Here is a 16,360-nt window from a genome sequence, read left to right on the forward strand (position 1 = left end):
CCCGCCTCAGAGCGCGTCGGCCACCGCCTCCACGGCCTCGACGGGCACGTCGTACTCCGCGGCGATGGCCTCGGCCTCGGCAGCGGACAGGCCGCCGTCGCTCGCGACGCCCGCCGAGGGATCGCCGCTCCGGCCGCTCACCTGGTCACTCCGACCGCCCGGGCCGTGGCCGTGTCGATGGACTGGAGCGAGCGTCTCGTCGCTCACCTCTAGGTTGACCGCGTCCCACCGGGTGTAGTGGCCCATCGCGTCGAAGTAGGCCTTGGTGGCCCGGCGCTCGTCGCGGTCGAACTCCGCCGTCAGCAGCCCCTCCTCCCCGACCAGCGGCCCGGCCTTCACGATGCCGGCCGGGTTGATGAGCATGCTTCCCCCGGCGGCGACGTTGAAGCCGAGTTCCTCGTGACTGAACTCCTCGGGGATGTCGTCGCTCATGTAGGCCGAGCAGGCGGCGACGTAGGACTGCGTCTCGAAGGCGTACTCCCGCATCGCCGGGTAGATGTCGCAGGTGTCGACCGCCTCGGCGCTCTCGGCTCGGGACTTGTCGCCCGGGTGGCCGTCCTGCTCCCAGAAGCCCGGCCAGACCGCTGCGTGAATCTCCTCGCCCTTCGCGGTGAGGGCGGCCTTCGAGAGGGTCATATGGTTCTCGTAACAGACCAATCCGCCGAGACGCCCGATATCCGTCTCGTACGTGGCCAGACTGGACGGGTCGCCCCGCCCCCAGATGGCCCGCTCCTCGTGGGTCGGCATCAGTTTCCGGTGCCGGCCCCGCAGCGCGCCCGACCGGTCGAAGTAGAAGATGGAGTTGTACAGCGTGTCGCTGCCGCGGCGGTCGCTGCGCTCGTTCGTCCCGAGCGCGACGTGGACGTCGGCCTCGGCCGCGGCCTCGCCGATGATCTCGACGGCCTCGTCGTCGACGTGGAGGCTGTTCTTCTGGAGGTCGACCATCAGCTCCGTCCAGCGCGGGATGGAGACGCTCCCGCGCCAGTACGGGTAGCCCGGGAAGTACGTCTCCGGGAACACCACCAGGTCCGCGCCGGCGTCGCCGGCGCGCTTGATCCACTCGCAGGTTCGGTCCAGGGTGCCCTCCTTGTCGTGGTAGACGGGTTCGACCTGCGCCGCGGCCAGGGTGAACGTCTCGGCTGGCATGCACGGGTATGCGTGTGGAGGTACCAAACCCCTTTGCCCACTCCGGAGACGCCGACCCGCTCCTCAGGCCACGTCGATGCTCTCGACGTCGCCGGCGTCGGCCTCGTCGTCCCGGAGCCGGAACTTCTGGACCTTCCCGGAGGGGTTCTTCGGCAGTTCGTCGACGAAGTAGTACGCCCGCGGTCGCTTGAAATCGGCCAGGTCGTCGCTCTCCCGGCAGAACGCGTCGAGCGCGTCGGCGCCCGTCTCGCCGACGACGTAGGCGACGACGCGCTGGCCCCACTCGGCGTCGTCCTCGCCGACGACCGCGGCCTCGACCACGTCCTCGTGGCGGAAGAGTACGTCCTCCACCTCGGCGGGGTAGACGTTCTCGCCGCCGGAGACGATCATGTCGTCCTTCCGGTCGACGACGTAGAGGTAGCCGTCCTCGTCGCGGTAGCCCAGGTCGCCCGTGTAGTACCACTCCCGGCCGTCGGCCTCGCGGAGCGAGTCGGCCGTCGCCTCCGGCCGGTTCCAGTACTCCCGCATCGTGCAGGGCCCGGTGAACAGTATCTCCCCGATAGCGCCCTGCTCGACGGTCGCGTCGGGGTCGGCGTCCGGCTCGACGATGCGGACCTGGTGGTTGAGCGCGGGCAGCCCGGCCGAGCCCTGCTTAGTGCGCTGCTCCTCGGGACTCTGGAAGGTGCCACAGGGGCCGATCTCGGTCATCCCGTACGCCTGGACGTACTCCTCACAGAGGTGCTCCATGCAGGCGTCGAGCACCTCCTTCGGCATCGGAGCGGCGCCGTACAGTCCCAGCCGGAGCGAGGAGACGTCGTGGTCGGTCTCGGCGGCGGTTCGGGCGACCCCGTTCCACGCCGTCGGCGCGGCGAAGAACACCGACACGTCGTGGGTCTGGATGGCGTCGAGCACGTCGACCGGGTCGAACTCGTGATGGATGACGTTGGTCGCGCCGACCTGGACCCGCGGGAACAGGTTGGCGTGCAGCTCCGCGCAGTGGTACAGCGGGAGCGCCGACAGCCCGACGTCACTGCGGGCGAGGTTCATCTCCGCGATACAGAGCAGGCTGTGCTCCATCATGTTCCGGTGCTCGTGGACGACGCCCTTCGGTCGGCCCGTCGTCCCGGAGGTGTAGATGAACGCGTACGGGTCGTCCTCGGCGACGGGCACCCCGGGTCGCTCCGGGCTCGCCGACGCCAGCAGGTCGTAGAAGTCCAGGTCCCCATCGGGCACGCCCTCGTCGATGTAGACGTACTCCTCGACGGTCTCGAGGTCGTCGCGGGCGCCGTCGACGGCCTCGCGGGTGTCGGCCTCGTACAGCAGTACCTTCGATTCGGCGTCGTTGACGATGTACTCCACCTCGCCGGCCGGGAGCCGGTAGTTCAGCGGGTTGAAGACGGCGCCGAGCTTCGTGCAGGCGTACACCGCGACGACGATCTCGGAACCGTTGAACAGCATCGTCGAAACCCGGTCGCCCTTCTCGACCCCGAGGTCCGCCAGCGCGTTCGCCAGCCGGTTGGCCTTCCGGTCCAGCTCGGCGTACGTCCAGTACTGGTCCTTCCGCGGGTAGACGACGGCGTCCCGCTCGGGGTGGAGGTCGGCGGTCCGTTCGAGCGCGTCCGCGAGCGTGGCGTGTGATGCCATGCTCCGGGCTGGGGGTGCCCGCGACAAAACTGTACGGGCGGGGCGGGGGCGTCCGACCTGTGGAGCCGCCGCGACCGGTCCGGGCACCCCCGCTGGCGAGCAGCCGAGTGAACCGGGTGACGACGCCCCCTCGTGCCGTGCCCCGCGAGACCGGCCGCCGACCCTCGCTGCTCCGGACGAGTTCTCGCGGCGGGTAACGAGTGACTATCCGGATTAACGGGCGATTAGGGCGGGGAAATCACCCGCTCGGGCCCGCTACCGGGCGACGATCGGCCAGGGGTGTCGACCGGCGCCTCCGAGCGAACTATGGATAACGGTTTTCACCGGGGCCGGGCGTGGTGATATCATGGGGGGTGACCGTGCGACAGACGGTGGTACTGCGTTCCCGTCACGGGTCGACAGCGAGGACCGGGGCCAGTCCGAGGTCATCGGCGTCATCCTGGCCACGTCCATCACCGTCGTACTAGCGGCGGTGATGGGCCAGTACGTGTTCGGGATCAGCATCATACAGTCCCCGGAGCAGTCCGTCGGGCCGCAGGCCAGCTTCGACACGACCGCCGAGAGCGACGGCGACCTCAGGGTCCGACATACGACCGGTGACCGCGTCGACCTGGACAGGGTCAACATCACCGGCTCGGACCACGGGGAGTTCCGGAACTCCGTCCTGGACCCGGCCGACGACGACGGCGAGTGGACGGCCAGCGAGTCGATCACGCTCGACAGTGGCAACCTGACCACCGGTGAGACGGTCCGCATCACCTGGAAATCCTCGACCACGGACGACTCCACGGTGCTCCTCAACTACGAGTACGACCCGTAGAGACTCCGGGCCCTACACCCGGTCGATGACGTCGCCGAACCGGGACAGCGCCCGCTCGGGGTCGCCGTCCTCGCGGGCCTCCGAGACGCCGACGAGGACGTGGTCGACGCCCGCGTCGTCCAGCCGCCGGAGGTAGTCGACGAACCACTCCCGGCCCGCCCGGAAGCCCTGGTGGGCGTGCTCGGGGTCGGCGCCGGGGTCGTCCGCGAGTTCGGCCCGCAGCGCCATGAGGAACGGCTTGTCGCCCGCGGCGGCCCGCCAGTCCGCGAGGTACGTCTCCAGCGTCTCCGCGGGCAGGTGGTAGAACAGCCAGCCGTCGCCGTAGGCGCCGAGCCACTCGACCCGCTGCCGGGAGTGGCCCGTCGGGAGCAGCGGGACGGACCCGGTCGTCGGTTTCGGGACGAGGTCCAGCTCGCCGTCGAGCTCGCCCCACCAGCCCGCCCGCTCGGGGAACGGCTCGCGCCAGCACGCCCGCATGACGCGCACGGATTCGCGAAAGCGGGCGCTTCGCTCCGTCAGGTCGACGTCGAACGCGTCGTACTCCGGGTCGCGGTCACCCGTCGCGACGCCCAGCACGAGCCGGCCGTCCGACAGCCGGTCCACGGAGGCGGCGGCCTTCGCGACGTGTGCCGGATGCCGCAGCGGGAGGACGACGCTCGCCGTCCCGAGTGCCACCTCGTCGGTGTGCGCGGCGACGTGACCCAGCCACGGGAAGGTGTCGTAGGTCTGCCCGGTGTCGCGAAAGCGGGGCCAGCGGAAGGGGACGTCGCGAGCCCAGAGCCCGTCGAACCCGACGGCCTCGGCGTGGGCCGCGAGCGCCACCTCGCGGTCGACGGGCGGGCGGGACTGCCGGCTGTCGGTGAGGGGGAAGCCGGTGCCGACGGTGAGGCCGTCGCCGCCGAACAGGCGCTCGAAGCCCGCGTTCCGGTGGTCGTCGGGCACACGCCACCGTGGGGGCGGCGGGAGAAAGTGGCTATCGGTCCGGTTCGGTTACCGGTAGTCCGGAACCAGCGGGGCGCCGAAGGTCCGCTCGGGGAGGGCGCGGCGCTCCCCGCCGTCGGCAGTCGGTCGGGTCTCCTCGGTCTCCGTGGTCGATGTCGGCATCTCCGGGACGAGCGGGGCAGGGGTCATCTCTCGCGTCATACTCCGGGTAATAAGGACGACGGAAATAAGGTTAATGATTGATAATGGGGTATACCGGCAAGGCTGTCCGGAGCCGTCGGTCGGCGGCCCGAGCGCCGCGGCCACACACTTATTCGGCAGGCGGTCAACCCTTCCCGCCACCCATGCGCGCCGCCAGACTCCACGCGTACACCGAGGAGATGAGTGAGGCGCTCAGCATCGACGACGTCCCGCGGCCGACGGCCGACGGGCCCGACGACGTGGTCGTCGAGGTCCAGGGCGCCGGCTGGTGCCAGACGGACAACCACGTCGTCGAGGGGATGTGGACCGACTACGTCCCGCAGGAGCTGCCGCTGACACTGGGCCACGAGAACGCCGGCCGCGTCGTCGCCGTCGGCGAGAACGTCGAGACCGTCGCCGAGGGCCAGCCGGTCATCTGCCATCCGGTCCGGACCTGCGGCGTCTGCCGGCCCTGCCGGCAGGGGGAGGACATGTACTGCGAGAACGTCGCCTTCCCGGGGCTCACCCACGATGGCGGCTTCGCCGACTCCCTCCTCACCAACGAGCGAGCGGTCATCCCGCTCCCCGACGGCGTCGACCCGACCGACATCGCGCCCCACGCCGACGCCGGCATCACCGCGTACCACGCGGTCAAGAAGGCGACCGCCGAGTTGAACCCCGGCGACACGGCCGTCGTCATCGGCGTCGGCGGGCTCGGCCACATCGGCATCCAGTGTCTGGACGCGATGAGCGCCGCCGACATCGTCGCGCTCGACCTGAAGCCGTCGGCCCGCGACCTGGCCGCCAATCTCGGTGCCCGCCACACCTTCGACCCGGCGACCGACGACGTCCCGGCCGAGATCGAGGCGCTCACCGACGGGACCGGCGCCGCACAGGTCCTCGACTTCGTCGGCGCCGACGAGACGACCGCGCTCGGCCCCGACATCGCGGCCCCCGGCGCCGACCACCACGTCGTCGGCTACGGCGGGCACGTCCATCAGCCGTCACAGACGCTGGTCGACGGCGAGTTCGGCTACCGGGGCACGCTGGTCGGGCACTACACCGAACTCCAGGAGCTCGTCGCCCTGGTCGACCGCGGTGACGTCGACCTGCACACGACCCGCTACGACCTCGCGGAGATCAACACCGTCGCGGAGAAGTTGGAGCACGGCGAGATCGACGGGCGGGCGGTCATCACGCCCTGACGCCGGCTCCCCCCCTCACGTCGCACGCGACCCGGACGAGCGGCGACCGTCGTCACCCGGTGGCACCCCGCCACGGCCGTCTCACTCGATGCCGTGGTCCTTCAGGAACCCGTCGGTGATGAGGCTCGCGTAGAACGACTCCACGCGCTCGTCGTACGGGGGGGCGATGTCGATGAGCTCCGCCGCGACCGCCGTCTTGGTCCCCTCGCGGGAGTCCGCCCCCTCGTGCAGTTCGAGGATCCGCTCGTCGAACCGCTGGAGCTCCCGCTCGGCCGTCTCGAAGGCGGCCGCCGGCTCGTCGGGCCAGACCCCGAAATGCGGGAACACGATCCGCTCGGGGTCGAGTTCGCGGAGCCGGTCGATGGCGCCCCCGATCCGCGCCACGCTGAAGTTGGGCAGCGAAGCGGGCGGAATCCAGCGGTCGACATCCCGGAACTGCATGCCCAGGCACTCGGCCGCGAACAGCAGGTCCCGCTCCGGGTTCCAGACCGCGAAGTGGTCCGGCGAGTGCCCCGGCGCGTGGACGAGTTCGAGCGTGTTCGCGCCGATGTCGAGCGTCGTTCCCTCGTCCGACACCGTGACGATGTTCCCCTCCGGAACCGGCCCCTGTTCGCCCATCTCCGAGAAATGCTCGCCCATGGCGCGACGGCTGCTCTCGACCAGCCCGGCGGGGTCGGCCAGATGCGAGGCCGTCAGTTCGTGGATGTGGACGTTCAGCTCCGGTGCCGCGTCGACCAGCGCGCCCGCCCCGCCACTGTGGTCGGTGTGGACGTGCGAGAGGACCAGATGCTCCAGATCCGCCGGCGCGACGCCGCACGCCGAGAGCCCCTCCATCAGTCGGCCGGCGCTGGCGGCGGTGCCCGCGTCGACCAGCGTCGGCTCCTCGTCGTCGAAGAGGTAGACCGACGTGACGCCGGTGTCGAACATCCCGATGTCGATGCCGAAGACCCCTTCGGCGACCTCGAAGGTCGTCATGCCGCAGTGTTGGATGGCATCCGAAAAGCCCGTTTCGGCGGGGACGCGGCTACGTCGAACCGGTCCGATGTCCGCGTGACCGCGCTCGCGCGGCTGACGGAGGACCTGCCGTCGATGGCCGCCGCCGAGATCGAGCACCGGTGAAGTGGGCCCACCGGGGGGCATCGAGCCGGGACGGACGGCCCCCGGCTACCGGGGGACACGTCGCCCCGGGAGTCGGAGGGGTCCGGGGGCCGGTGGGGCCGCCGGTCATCGGTCCTGCTCGTCCGGCCGGGCAGGCCGGGAGCCATCGGCGCCGCCGTCGGTGGCCCGCGCCTGCCGGTCACGGACCCGCTCGACGGTCGCGGCCTCGTTCGCCCGGAGATCGGCGAGGAAGCCGAACAGGTCGGCGAAGTCGTCGCGGTCCTCCTGCACGAGATGCTCGACGTAGCGGCGCTTGCGCCGGAACTCGCGCTCGACGTCGGCCACCGGGCGGTCGGTGGCGCGGCCGAGGCGGTCGAAGACCCGCGTCCGGTCGCTCGCGGTCGCCTCCCGGTCGGCCCCCCCGGACCCGTCGAGCGCGAACGCGTGCCGGAAGCTCCCGTCGTGCTCGCGCTCGGCGACCCGGTTCCAGTAGATGGGCGTCCCGTCCTTCTCGATGACGCCGTGGTCCCGCCCCCGCTCGCCGGGCGTGTCGAGGGCAGCGTACTCGGTCTCGGAGCAGAACTCGACGGCCTCGGCGACGTAGCGCTCGCCGGCCGCGTGCCTGGGGAAGACGACGAGGTCGATCTCCCGGAGAAGGTAGGCCGGCAGCCCCTGCTCGACCACGCGGTTGACGAGCTTCTCCACGTCCTCGGCGTGGGTGGTGCCGAGGATGCCGTGGCCCGTGTTCAGGCTCTCTCCGAACGTCTCGAAGGATGCGGGGGTGTTTATCTCGGCTATCACCTCGGTATCCGGGTTCAGGTAGTTCGCTTCCGTCATCAGGTCGGCCATTGTCACGCGTTTGAACTCGTCCTGGTGGTCGCGCGTCGACAGCGAGACGCCCGTCTCGTGGGGAAGCCGGACCTCGCGGGAGCCCTCGTCGATACTGACGGGTCGGTCCTGGTAGTCGATGAACGGCATATGGGCGTTCATCAGCGTCGTCTTGCCCACCCCGGTCGGCCCGGAGAAGAGGACGACGCCGTGGTGCTCGTAGAACTGCCACAGCAGGGCCACGAGGTCGACCGAGAGGGCGTCACGGCGGACGAGGTCGACCGGCGTGAGCGCGCCGGGCGCCTGCTTCCGGATCGAGACGTGCGGCCCGCCCTCGGTGATGGCCGGTAGGGCGACCGCACACCGGATGGTCTCGTCGACCCCGGGCGGGTCGAGGTTCACCTTCGCGGAGGGCTGGCTGGCGTCGAGTTCGACCCCGTCGGCGGCCGCCAGCTTCCGGACCACGTTGATGAACGTCGGCTCGTCCGCGAACGAGAGGTTGGTCGGGACGCGCCGTTCGGGGCCGTCGCGACCGGGGCCGGGGCGTCGGTCGTCGGCATCGCCGGCCTCGCTGCCCGGGGCGTCGCTCCGGGGGACCACCTTCACCCGCTCGCCGACGCGGTTGGCCTCTACGTCCTCCAGATGTGGGTCCCGTATCGGCACCGTCAGCGGCCCGTAGCCGACGAAGTCACGGAAGACGTAGTAGACGAGGTCGTCCAGCCGGTCGGTCGCGTAGCGCTCGTCCGCGGGCGGCACCGCCAGCCCGTGTTCGGCCAGCGCCGACCGGAGCCGGTGCCGGGTCGCGGCGAGCCAGGCACGAGTGTTCCGTGCGGTGAGCCGCCGCGAGAGTAGTTCCTCGGCCCGTTCCCGAACGAACGCCGCCCGGTCACGGTTCCCCGTTCCCGTCGGCGCGTCCCCGACGCTCACGCCGTCGCCACCGAGGACGACGCCGGTCCCCGTCTCCCAGACGCGCTCCTTGCATGCGGCGACCAGCGCCTCGTCACCGGGGAGCAGATCGGGCTCCTGGACCGCGTACTTCGACACGAACGGGTCGCCGCCGAGGGTGTGCTCGCGGTACCTGACGACCGGTACCTCGAACCCGCGGAAGTCGACGGTGTACCGGGTCGACCGCTCGCTGGCGAACCGCGACAGCAGTTCCGCGTCCGGGTCGACGACGCCGGTCCGGGCGGGGGCGAAGTCGGCCGTGTGGACGATGAGACGCCCGTCCGTCCGCGGCTCCTCGCCGTCGTCACTGGCCCAGGTGGCGTCGCCGGCCGCGTCGCCCCCGGCCGGCCGGGTATCCGCGACCTCGATCCGCTCGTCGAGCGCCAGCGGCGTTAGCTCCCCCAGACAGCGAACCTCCCGGAGCGCGTGGTACTCGACGCGCCGGCGCCCGTCGGCCGACAGGTCGAGCAGCCGGTCCAGCACCCGCTCGTGCTTCCCGTCGAACCCCTCACGGACCCGCTCCCTGGCCCCTTCCCGGGTGAGCGGCCGGTCGGGCGGCGCGTCGGCGAAGTAGTCCCGTAGCCGGTCGAGTCCTGCTTCCCCGGCCCCGGACAGCGACGGCTCCCGGACGGCGTACGAGAACGCGACACCCGACCCGTGGCGGTCGCCGGAGCGCTCGCGGACGGTCACGACGACGCCCGGTGCTACCTCGTACTGCGCCCGGACGCCCGGCGCGTACCAGGCATCCGGGCTGTCCGGGGGCTCGGGCGCCGGCACGGTCGGTGACTCGGTCACGGGCAATCCGTCCGAGTTTTCGGACTTAAATCTATGGAATCAGAGATGAACTAATGCCCGCTCGCGCCCATACGTACACCAGGGGCTCGCCAACGCCGCGGCCGCCGGTATCCGACCCGCGTTCCCCCGGCGGAGCGGCACCGTGACGCCCCGCCCTCGCCCGGGTTTTTAACCGTCTGACCGGCGTCTGACGGGATACTAAGCGGTTTTGAGTATTTATCTAGTTGATATGGGCGAGGCGACCAGACTGGCGGTGAGCAATCAGAAAGGGGGGGTGGGGAAGACAGCAGTGGCGATCAACGTTGCCGGCGGGCTGAGCGACCGGGGCCGTGACGTGCTGTTGGTCGACCTCGACCCGCAGGGGAACGCCACGGAGAACCTCGGGATGCGCGAGCGGTACGACGACGAGCCGCCGTCGCTGTTCGACGCGCTGAGCGACCCCTCGATGCGGGACCGGATCGGCGACCTCGTCGTGGAACACCCGGAGATGGACGTCATCCCCTCGAACATCGACATGACGGCGGTCGAGCCGGAGCTGACCCTGTCCCGACGGTCCGGGGAGCAGCTCGACCTCGCGTTGGGACACGTCGAGGACGCGTACGACTACGTCATCATCGACTGTCCGCCGTTCCTGGGCAACCTGATGGACAACGCGCTGTACGCGGCTCGACACACGCTGGTCCCGGCGCTCGCCGAGACCACGAGCAAGCGCGCGTTCGAACTGCTGTTCGACCATATCGAGGCACTGGAGCGCGACTACGACATCGGGATTCGCGAGTGCGGGGTCGTGGTCAACCGCATCGACGTCCGGAAGCGGCAGGCGACGGAGATGCTCGACTGGATCGAGACCGCCTTCGAGGACACCCCCGTCTGGCGGGAGCGGGAGCGAGCCGCCGTCCAGCGGGCGCTCGCGGAGGGCGGCTCGCTGTTCCTCGAAGCGCCGGACTGCGACCAGTGCGGGACGTTCGCCGAGATCGCCCGGACGCTCGACCGGCAGTTCGAGACCGTGGAGCCACAGCCATGACCGACGACCGCTCCGAGCGACTCCGGAAGCGACGCCGACGGTCCCGACACGCGGACGACGGTGATTCCCCGGAGGCAACCGACGCTGCCGAAGAGCCGTCGGAGGCCGACGGCGGGCGCCGGGACGGCGCCGAACCGGCCCAACCCGCCGAACCGTCCAAACCGTCCGAACAGCCCGACGGGGACGTGGCGACCAACGGCGAGGCAGCCGCGGAGTCCGGGGACGATGCGGCCCGCGGGAACGGCGACGCGACGGACGGCTCGGTCAAGGACAGCCAGGTCGGGACCTACATGTACCTCCCGAAGTCCCAGACGCGGTCGCTCAGCCGCGTCTACAACGTGCTGAAGGCGGAGTACGAGTACGAGTTCGACGAGCCGTTCGAGAAGAACCGCCACTTCTACCCTCTGGTCGTCCGGTACGGGCTGGTCCGGCTGGAGGGGATGGACGCCGCGGCGGTCCGGGACCGACTGGAGGAGTTGGAACGATGAGCGGTATCGACGACCCGGCCCGGATGGTCTCGGAGTTCTACCGGTCCGTCTTCTACCGTATCGAGAACCCCACCCTCATCATCGGCCCGGAGTTCGTCGTCCGGGACGCGAACCCCGCGGCGGCGACGTTCCTCGGGTGCGACGACCCCGACGAGGTGGTCGGGACCCACGTCCAGGAGATCGTCGTCGACGAGGACGTCATCGCCGCGGTCGCCGAGCGGGTCAGCCGGGACGACCGCTGGACCGGGGAGGTGCGCATCCGGACGTTCGACAGCCGCATCTACTTCGGCAAGGGCTCGGCGGTGCCCGTCGAGGCCGATGACGGCGACCAGTACATCGTTGGGCTGTTCACCGACCTCACGCAGCGCCGGCGTCACACCCGCTCGCTGAAGGTCCTCAACCGGGTCCTCCGGCACAACATCCGCAACGAGGTGAACGTGCTGCTCGGCCACGTCGAACTCCTCCGGGAGTACGTCGGGGCGGAGGGGGAGGAGTCCCTCGACGCGATGTCCGAGACCCTGCGCGACCTGATCGACCGTGCGGACGTTGCACGCGAACTGGAGACCACGATACGGGGGAACGACCGGGACGTCCTCTCGTCGGTCGACCTGACGGCCCGCCTCGAACGGGCGGTCCGGACGGCCGAGGCCACCCTCGACGCGACGTTCGAGTACGACCCCGACGGGTCGGTCGCGGTCATCGCCGACGAGGCCGTCGGGACGATGCTGGACGAGGTTCTGGAGAATGCCGTCGAGCACAACGACGCCGACCGGCCGCGGGTCCGGGTCACCACGACCGTCGACGAGGACGAGGCCGTCGTCAGGGTGGCGGACAACGGCCCCGGCGTGCCGCCCGGGGACCGCGACCGGATCTTCGGGCGCGAGGAGATTGACCAGACTCACCACGGCCAGGGGTTCGGCCTCTTCTTCGTCGACCAGGTGATGATGAACTACGGCGGGCAGATCGAGGTGGACGAGTCCGACCTCGGCGGTGCCGAGTTCAGGCTCCGGTTCCCGCGGGCGCGGTGAGCGCCCCGCGGCCGCGATGAGCGGCCACACGGGCGCCGGGGACGCCCCCGGACGGGATGGCCGGCGGCCGGCTCACTTGTAGCCGCGGGCCTTCACGTCGACCTCGAGGAGGTAGCGGATGCCGTCGATGAAGCCGTCGAGATCGACCGAGTCGACGCCGTGGTCAGTCGCCGTCAGGTCGCCGTAGATATCGTTCCACGTGCGGAGGAGGTCGTGCTCGATGTCGGTCCCCCTGATGCGCTCCACGAGGCGGTCGACCGGGACGGACCCGGCCTGGAGCTCCGCCCGCGTCACCACTCCCTGCTCCATCGCCTCGACCACCACCCGCGAGGTGAAGTCGCCCTCCGCGAGCTCCCGCTCCCAGGTCGTGACCCAGTTACCGATCCGCACCAGGCGCTGGGCCTCCCAGGTCACGTCCCGGAGCGTGGGGAGATCCGCCGTGTCGAAGCCCGGTGAGAACGCGAGGTCGATGTCCACGTAGAGGTAGAGCAGCATGTTGTGGGTGTCGTACAGCTCGGCCCCCGTCCGGCTGGCCAGGGCCGGGGACTCGTTGACGAGCCGGTTGAAGTCCATGCTGTTGAGCGACTGCCGGAGGTCGAAGTCGAACAGCTCCCCGAACCGGTCGCGGCGCGGCGCGTCGTCGAGATGGCTCTCGGTCGCCTCCCAGGCGTGCCGGAGGAGTTCGTAGGCCCCGTCGTCCACCCCGGCCGTGGGGGCGCTCGCCCCCGCGAACGGGATCTTCCGCCCGGCCTCGAACGTCTCGCGGTCGCGGTGGCGCTCGGAGAGGTCGTCCAGCACCGTCATGAACACGGAGAGGCCGAACTTGGCCCGCCGGGCCGCCGCCGTGTGACGGTCCGGCACCGACGAGAGCCGGAACTCCGGGAAGACGTGCCACAGCCACTTCCACAGCAGCCGGCTCCGGTCGGTCGTCACCTCGTCGTAATGGTCCAGCAGGGGCTGCAGCTCCGCCGGAACGCGCTCCCCGTGGAGCTGCTGCAGAACCCCCGTCCCACCCTGTTCGAGTGTGGTCGCCATACACTGTCACACGACCCCGTATGTGAAAATGTTTTCCCTGTTAGCAATGTATGGCGGTAGCAAGACAAAAATATTTGTCATAGGTTGGATATTCGAACTCGTTTTCATATGTTCGCCAGTAGAACCGTCCGCACTCGCCGAGCGCGTTCGGACGGCTCAGGTGGTTTGGACGGTTCGGGTAGTTTGGATAGTTCGGACAGTTCGGATACGGTCCGCCGTCACCCGGGACGGATACCGACCACGAGGCCCCCCTCACACCGGTTCGACCGACCGCCCCCGGTTTCGGGTCCGTGTCGCCCGACACGTCGCTCACCGAGCGGGATATCGGTTCGACGGGGCGCGTCGGAACCAGTCGTGGGTGCCCCACACCCCCCCCTCGCGGGAACCGAGCGCTCGGCTCGGACCGAGGCCGCCGGTCGCGTCCCCGGGGTGGGCAGGCCAGCGGCCGTCAGTCGACGGTCCCGACGCCGCCCGGCCGTTCGCGGTCGGTACCGCTGACGGCCCACAGCCGGTCGGGACCGGTCGGCATGGGCGCCACCCATCTTGACGATGGACCTCACGCGCGTATCATGCTACCCCCCGGAAGTCGTGCACGGCGTGCACGGCGCGCCTCGGTGAGCCCGCGTGTGGTCACCTCACGTCCGGCCTCGCCCCCTCCGGCGGCCGTCGGGGTCGGCCGCACTCCGACAGGTTGTGTAGTCACCTCGCCACCATCGTAATTATGTCCCAGGACGACGCGTCCGAGCCGCTGGAAACGGTCCGTTTCCTGGCGCGTGCGGACTCGCGGGTCCACATCGTCGAGGCACTCCTGGCGGGCCCGGCGACCCAGCGCGAGCTCCGGGCGCGACTGGACGGCTCCCGGACGACGGTCGCGCGGGCGCTTCGCTCGCTGGCCGAGCGCGGCTGGGTCGCCGACGAGGACGGCACCTACCGGCTCACGCGGCTCGGCCGGCGCATCGGGAGCGAGTTCGTCGGGCTGCTGGGGGCGGTCCGGACGACCGAGGAACTGGAGACGTTCCTCACCTGGTTCCCCACCGACCTCGACGCCCCCGACTTCGGGTCCGCGACGGACGTCACGGTGACCACGCCCGGCGACGGGGAGCCGTACGCGCCGGCCCGGCGGCAGGCCGAGATCCTCCGAACGGCTGACCGGCTCCGCATCCTGCTCCCGTCGGTCGACATCGAGGCGACCCGGTCGCTCGCCGAGCAGGTCACGGAGCGGGGACTGGCGGTCGAGACGGTCGTCGACCCGGCGCTGGAGGCGACCATGGCGACCGAGGAGTTCGCCCCGCACGTCCGGCGCACCATCGAGACCGGGCGGTCGACGGTCCACGTCGCGGCGTCGTCGGTTCCCCTCTACCTCGGACTAGCGGGTGACGGCCGCGTCCAGGTCGGCGTTGAGGACGACGAGGGGTTTCCCCGCGCGCTGGTCGAGACGACCGACGACGCGGTCCGGGCGTGGGCGGAGGCGACGTACCGGGAGTACCGCGAGGCCGCCCGCGAGAGACCGGCCGCCGAGTTCTGAGCCGGTCGCCTCACGCCACCCGGAGCGAGACGCTCCCCAGCGAGCCGAACGCGGCGGTCACGGCGTCACCGGGCCCGACGGGGACCGCCTCCGTCAGCGAACCCGTCGAGACCAGCGCCCCGGCCGGAACGTGGTCGTCCCGTTCCGCGAGCCGTCCGGCCAGCCACGCGACCGCCTCGGCGGGGTGGCCCAGCACGTCGGCCCCCGTGCCGGTCGCCCGGAGCGACCCGTCGACGCGTAGCTGGACGGCCGCGGACCCCCAGTCCGTCGCCGTCGGGTCCGCGGCCGTGGGACCCGGGCGGAGCCGTGCCGCCAGCGCGTTGTCGGCGACGGCGTCGGTCGCCGTGAGCCCGCCGTCCATCCGCCTGTCGACCACCTCGATGACGGGGACGACGGCACGGGTCGCCGCCAGCACCTCGTGGACGGCCGGCTCGCCGGAGAGGGGCTCGTCCATGACGAACGCGAGTTCGGGCTCCACCCGCGGCTCGATGAGTTCGTCGCTCGCCACGACGTCCGCGTCGAGGAGCGCGTCGTCCAGCAGCCGGCCGTGTGCGGGCTCGGCGACGCCGTACTGTGCCTGTATCGTCCCGTTGGTGAACCCGAGTTTGTAGCCGACCGGCTCGGCGCCCGCCTCGCGCCGCCGGGCGAGTGTGGCCGCTTGGACGGCGTACGAGTCGCCCATCGAGAGGTCGTGGCTCGCCGAGAGCGGCGCGACCGGGTCGGCCGTCGCGTACGCCTCGAACAGCCGGTCCCCGAGCGCGTCGGTATCGGTCACGGGCCCCGTTTGGAGGGCTACCGGCTAAACGCTGTGGCCGGGTGGCCCGACCTACAGCGACGCGTCCGGGGCGAGGACGACGTTCGTGTCAGTCGTCCCGTCGACCGGCTCCCAGCCGTCGTGGCTCCTGACCTCGACGGGACCGAACGTGTCCCGGCCGGTCTCCCCGGCGCCGCTCGGCGCCTCGACGAAGTAGGTGAACGCCCCGTCGGCCGCCGGCTCGAACTCCACGTAGGTCGTCCCGTCCTCGGTCCGCTCCGTCCCGTCGCCGGACAGGACGGTCCAGCCGTCGGGGACGCGGTCGCGGAGCCGGACCGGCTTCGAGGCCGAGACGGAGACGTCGACCCGGTCGGTCCCGCCGCCGGTGAACACGCGGGCGTCGTCGCTCCGGGTCACGTCGAGCCGCGGCGGCCCTGCTGCCGTCCCGCAGACGCGGACCGTGTGCGTGCTCTCGCCGGCGGGCACCGACACCGTCAGCGAGCCCCGACGGCTCGCCAGCGTGATTTCGGCGTCGGTCGTCGACGCGACGGCGAGGGTCAGCTCGCGGCCGGGGTCGATGGCGGCCGCCTCCAGCCAGAGCGTCACCTCGTCGACGTCCGCCAGCGTGACCTCGAGTTCGTTCCGGGCCCGTGGCGCGCTCAGCGCGGACTCCCAGTCGATGCCGCGCTTGGGATGCGGCTCGGGCTCGGTCCCCTCGCCCCACGTGACGAGGACGTGGTCCAGGCCCAGGTCGCCGAGTGAGCCGATACCGTAGCCCCAGTCGTCGTCGCCCGCGTCCGCGCCGGTCCGGTCGATGCCGACGGCGATGGCGGCGGCGTCCGTCCGCCGCATCGATGTCAGCGTGAAGCGGTAGTGGACGCGGTCATCGTCGGTGAGGCGGGT

The 16,360-nt window shown here is 71.0% G+C and carries 16 protein-coding genes; 7 read left to right on the forward strand and 9 right to left on the reverse strand.

The features are described 5' to 3' along the window. Positions 1-6: 6 nt before the first annotated feature. Positions 7-1,146, reverse strand: coding sequence for a carbon-nitrogen hydrolase family protein (locus DP107_RS13680; RefSeq protein WP_144262708.1), 1,140 nt, complete (start codon positions 1,144-1,146; stop codon positions 7-9). Positions 1,147-1,209: 63 nt separating this feature from the next. Further along, the gene (locus DP107_RS13685; RefSeq protein ID WP_144262709.1) at positions 1,210-2,790 is read right to left on the reverse strand and encodes a long-chain-fatty-acid--CoA ligase; all 1,581 of its coding nucleotides are present in this window, start codon (positions 2,788-2,790) and stop codon (positions 1,210-1,212) included. Positions 2,791-3,136: 346 nt separating this feature from the next. Here DP107_RS13685 and DP107_RS13690 point away from each other — a divergent pair, with 346 nt between their 5' ends. Next, a complete protein-coding gene (locus tag DP107_RS13690) occupies positions 3,137-3,610 on the forward strand; it encodes a type IV pilin (protein WP_144262710.1) in 474 nt (157 codons plus the stop codon). 12 nt (positions 3,611-3,622) lie between these two features. On the opposite strand, the gene DP107_RS13695 is transcribed toward DP107_RS13690, so the two are convergent. Both DP107_RS13695 and DP107_RS20140 read right to left on the reverse strand, forming a co-directional pair. Further along, positions 3,623-4,552 (reverse strand): TIGR03571 family LLM class oxidoreductase, encoded by a 930-nt coding sequence (locus DP107_RS13695; RefSeq protein WP_144262711.1) that lies wholly within the window; start codon positions 4,550-4,552, stop codon positions 3,623-3,625. Between the two features lie 48 nt (positions 4,553-4,600). Continuing rightward, positions 4,601-4,753 (reverse strand): hypothetical protein, encoded by a 153-nt coding sequence (locus tag DP107_RS20140; RefSeq protein ID WP_185977315.1) that lies wholly within the window; start codon positions 4,751-4,753, stop codon positions 4,601-4,603. 143 nt (positions 4,754-4,896) lie between these two features. Here DP107_RS20140 and DP107_RS13700 point away from each other — a divergent pair, with 143 nt between their 5' ends. Beyond that, on the forward strand, positions 4,897-5,937 hold the full coding sequence (locus DP107_RS13700; RefSeq protein ID WP_144262712.1) for an NAD(P)-dependent alcohol dehydrogenase: 1,041 nt from the start codon (positions 4,897-4,899) through the stop codon (positions 5,935-5,937). A gap of 81 nt (positions 5,938-6,018) precedes the next feature. Here DP107_RS13700 and DP107_RS13705 read toward each other — a convergent pair whose 3' ends face one another. Beyond that, entirely contained in the window at positions 6,019-6,912 is an 894-nt protein-coding gene (locus DP107_RS13705; RefSeq protein WP_144262713.1) for an MBL fold metallo-hydrolase, read from the reverse strand. Positions 6,913-6,921: 9 nt separating this feature from the next. On the opposite strand from DP107_RS13705, the gene DP107_RS21140 reads away from it, so the two are divergent. Beyond that, on the forward strand, positions 6,922-7,056 hold the full coding sequence (locus DP107_RS21140; RefSeq protein ID WP_272949847.1) for a hypothetical protein: 135 nt from the start codon (positions 6,922-6,924) through the stop codon (positions 7,054-7,056). 105 nt (positions 7,057-7,161) lie between these two features. Here the strand turns inward: DP107_RS21140 and DP107_RS13710 are convergent, their stop codons facing one another. Continuing rightward, a complete protein-coding gene (locus tag DP107_RS13710) occupies positions 7,162-9,603 on the reverse strand; it encodes a type II/IV secretion system ATPase subunit (RefSeq protein ID WP_144262714.1) in 2,442 nt (813 codons plus the stop codon). Positions 9,604-9,832: 229 nt separating this feature from the next. On the opposite strand from DP107_RS13710, the gene DP107_RS13715 reads away from it, so the two are divergent. From DP107_RS13715 to DP107_RS13725, 3 genes are read left to right on the forward strand one after another with little or no spacing between them, the layout of a single operon-like run. After that, positions 9,833-10,627 carry a ParA family protein gene (locus DP107_RS13715; RefSeq protein ID WP_144262715.1) on the forward strand — a complete coding sequence of 265 codons (795 nt, stop codon included), beginning with the start codon at positions 9,833-9,835 and terminating at the stop codon, positions 10,625-10,627. Further along, positions 10,624-11,115 carry a mucin-associated surface protein gene (locus DP107_RS13720; protein ID WP_144262716.1) on the forward strand — a complete coding sequence of 164 codons (492 nt, stop codon included), beginning with the start codon at positions 10,624-10,626 and terminating at the stop codon, positions 11,113-11,115. The genes DP107_RS13715 and DP107_RS13720 overlap by 4 nt, the downstream gene beginning before the upstream one ends. Then, positions 11,112-12,143 (forward strand): ATP-binding protein, encoded by a 1,032-nt coding sequence (locus DP107_RS13725; RefSeq protein WP_144262717.1) that lies wholly within the window; start codon positions 11,112-11,114, stop codon positions 12,141-12,143. The genes DP107_RS13720 and DP107_RS13725 overlap by 4 nt, the downstream gene beginning before the upstream one ends. A gap of 72 nt (positions 12,144-12,215) precedes the next feature. Here the strand turns inward: DP107_RS13725 and DP107_RS13730 are convergent, their stop codons facing one another. After that, positions 12,216-13,178, reverse strand: coding sequence for a hypothetical protein (locus DP107_RS13730; protein WP_144262718.1), 963 nt, complete (start codon positions 13,176-13,178; stop codon positions 12,216-12,218). Between the two features lie 721 nt (positions 13,179-13,899). Between DP107_RS13730 and DP107_RS13735 the strand changes: the two genes are divergently transcribed. Further along, a complete protein-coding gene (locus DP107_RS13735) occupies positions 13,900-14,703 on the forward strand; it encodes a helix-turn-helix transcriptional regulator (protein ID WP_144262719.1) in 804 nt (267 codons plus the stop codon). A gap of 10 nt (positions 14,704-14,713) precedes the next feature. Here the strand turns inward: DP107_RS13735 and DP107_RS13740 are convergent, their stop codons facing one another. Then, complete coding sequence (locus DP107_RS13740) at positions 14,714-15,478, reverse strand: 2-keto-4-pentenoate hydratase (RefSeq protein WP_144262720.1); 765 nt, start codon at positions 15,476-15,478, stop codon at positions 14,714-14,716. 51 nt (positions 15,479-15,529) lie between these two features. Next, entirely contained in the window at positions 15,530-16,309 is a 780-nt protein-coding gene (locus tag DP107_RS13745; RefSeq protein WP_144262721.1) for a hypothetical protein, read from the reverse strand. Positions 16,310-16,360 lie beyond the last annotated feature (51 nt).

The sequence above is a fragment of the Haloglomus irregulare genome (assembly GCF_007421925.1).
GTDB classification, from domain to species: Archaea; Halobacteriota; Halobacteria; order Halobacteriales; family Haloarculaceae; genus Haloglomus; species Haloglomus irregulare.

Coding starts and splice junctions, on each gene's coding strand:
- DP107_RS13690 (WP_144262710.1), top strand. CDS start 3,137: ATGGGGGGTGACCGTGCGACAGACGGTGGTACTGCGTTCCCGTCACGG.
- DP107_RS13705 (WP_144262713.1), bottom strand. CDS start 6,912: ATGACGACCTTCGAGGTCGCCGAAGGGGTCTTCGGCATCGACATCGGG.
- DP107_RS20140 (WP_185977315.1), bottom strand. CDS start 4,753: ATGACGCGAGAGATGACCCCTGCCCCGCTCGTCCCGGAGATGCCGACA.
- DP107_RS13725 (WP_144262717.1), top strand. CDS start 11,112: ATGAGCGGTATCGACGACCCGGCCCGGATGGTCTCGGAGTTCTACCGG.
- DP107_RS13745 (WP_144262721.1), bottom strand. CDS start 16,309: ATGCGGCGGACGGACGCCGCCGCCATCGCCGTCGGCATCGACCGGACC.
- DP107_RS13720 (WP_144262716.1), top strand. CDS start 10,624: ATGACCGACGACCGCTCCGAGCGACTCCGGAAGCGACGCCGACGGTCC.
- DP107_RS13735 (WP_144262719.1), top strand. CDS start 13,900: ATGTCCCAGGACGACGCGTCCGAGCCGCTGGAAACGGTCCGTTTCCTG.
- DP107_RS13685 (WP_144262709.1), bottom strand. CDS start 2,790: ATGGCATCACACGCCACGCTCGCGGACGCGCTCGAACGGACCGCCGAC.
- DP107_RS13700 (WP_144262712.1), top strand. CDS start 4,897: ATGCGCGCCGCCAGACTCCACGCGTACACCGAGGAGATGAGTGAGGCG.
- DP107_RS13715 (WP_144262715.1), top strand. CDS start 9,833: ATGGGCGAGGCGACCAGACTGGCGGTGAGCAATCAGAAAGGGGGGGTG.
- DP107_RS13680 (WP_144262708.1), bottom strand. CDS start 1,146: ATGCCAGCCGAGACGTTCACCCTGGCCGCGGCGCAGGTCGAACCCGTC.
- DP107_RS13730 (WP_144262718.1), bottom strand. CDS start 13,178: ATGGCGACCACACTCGAACAGGGTGGGACGGGGGTTCTGCAGCAGCTC.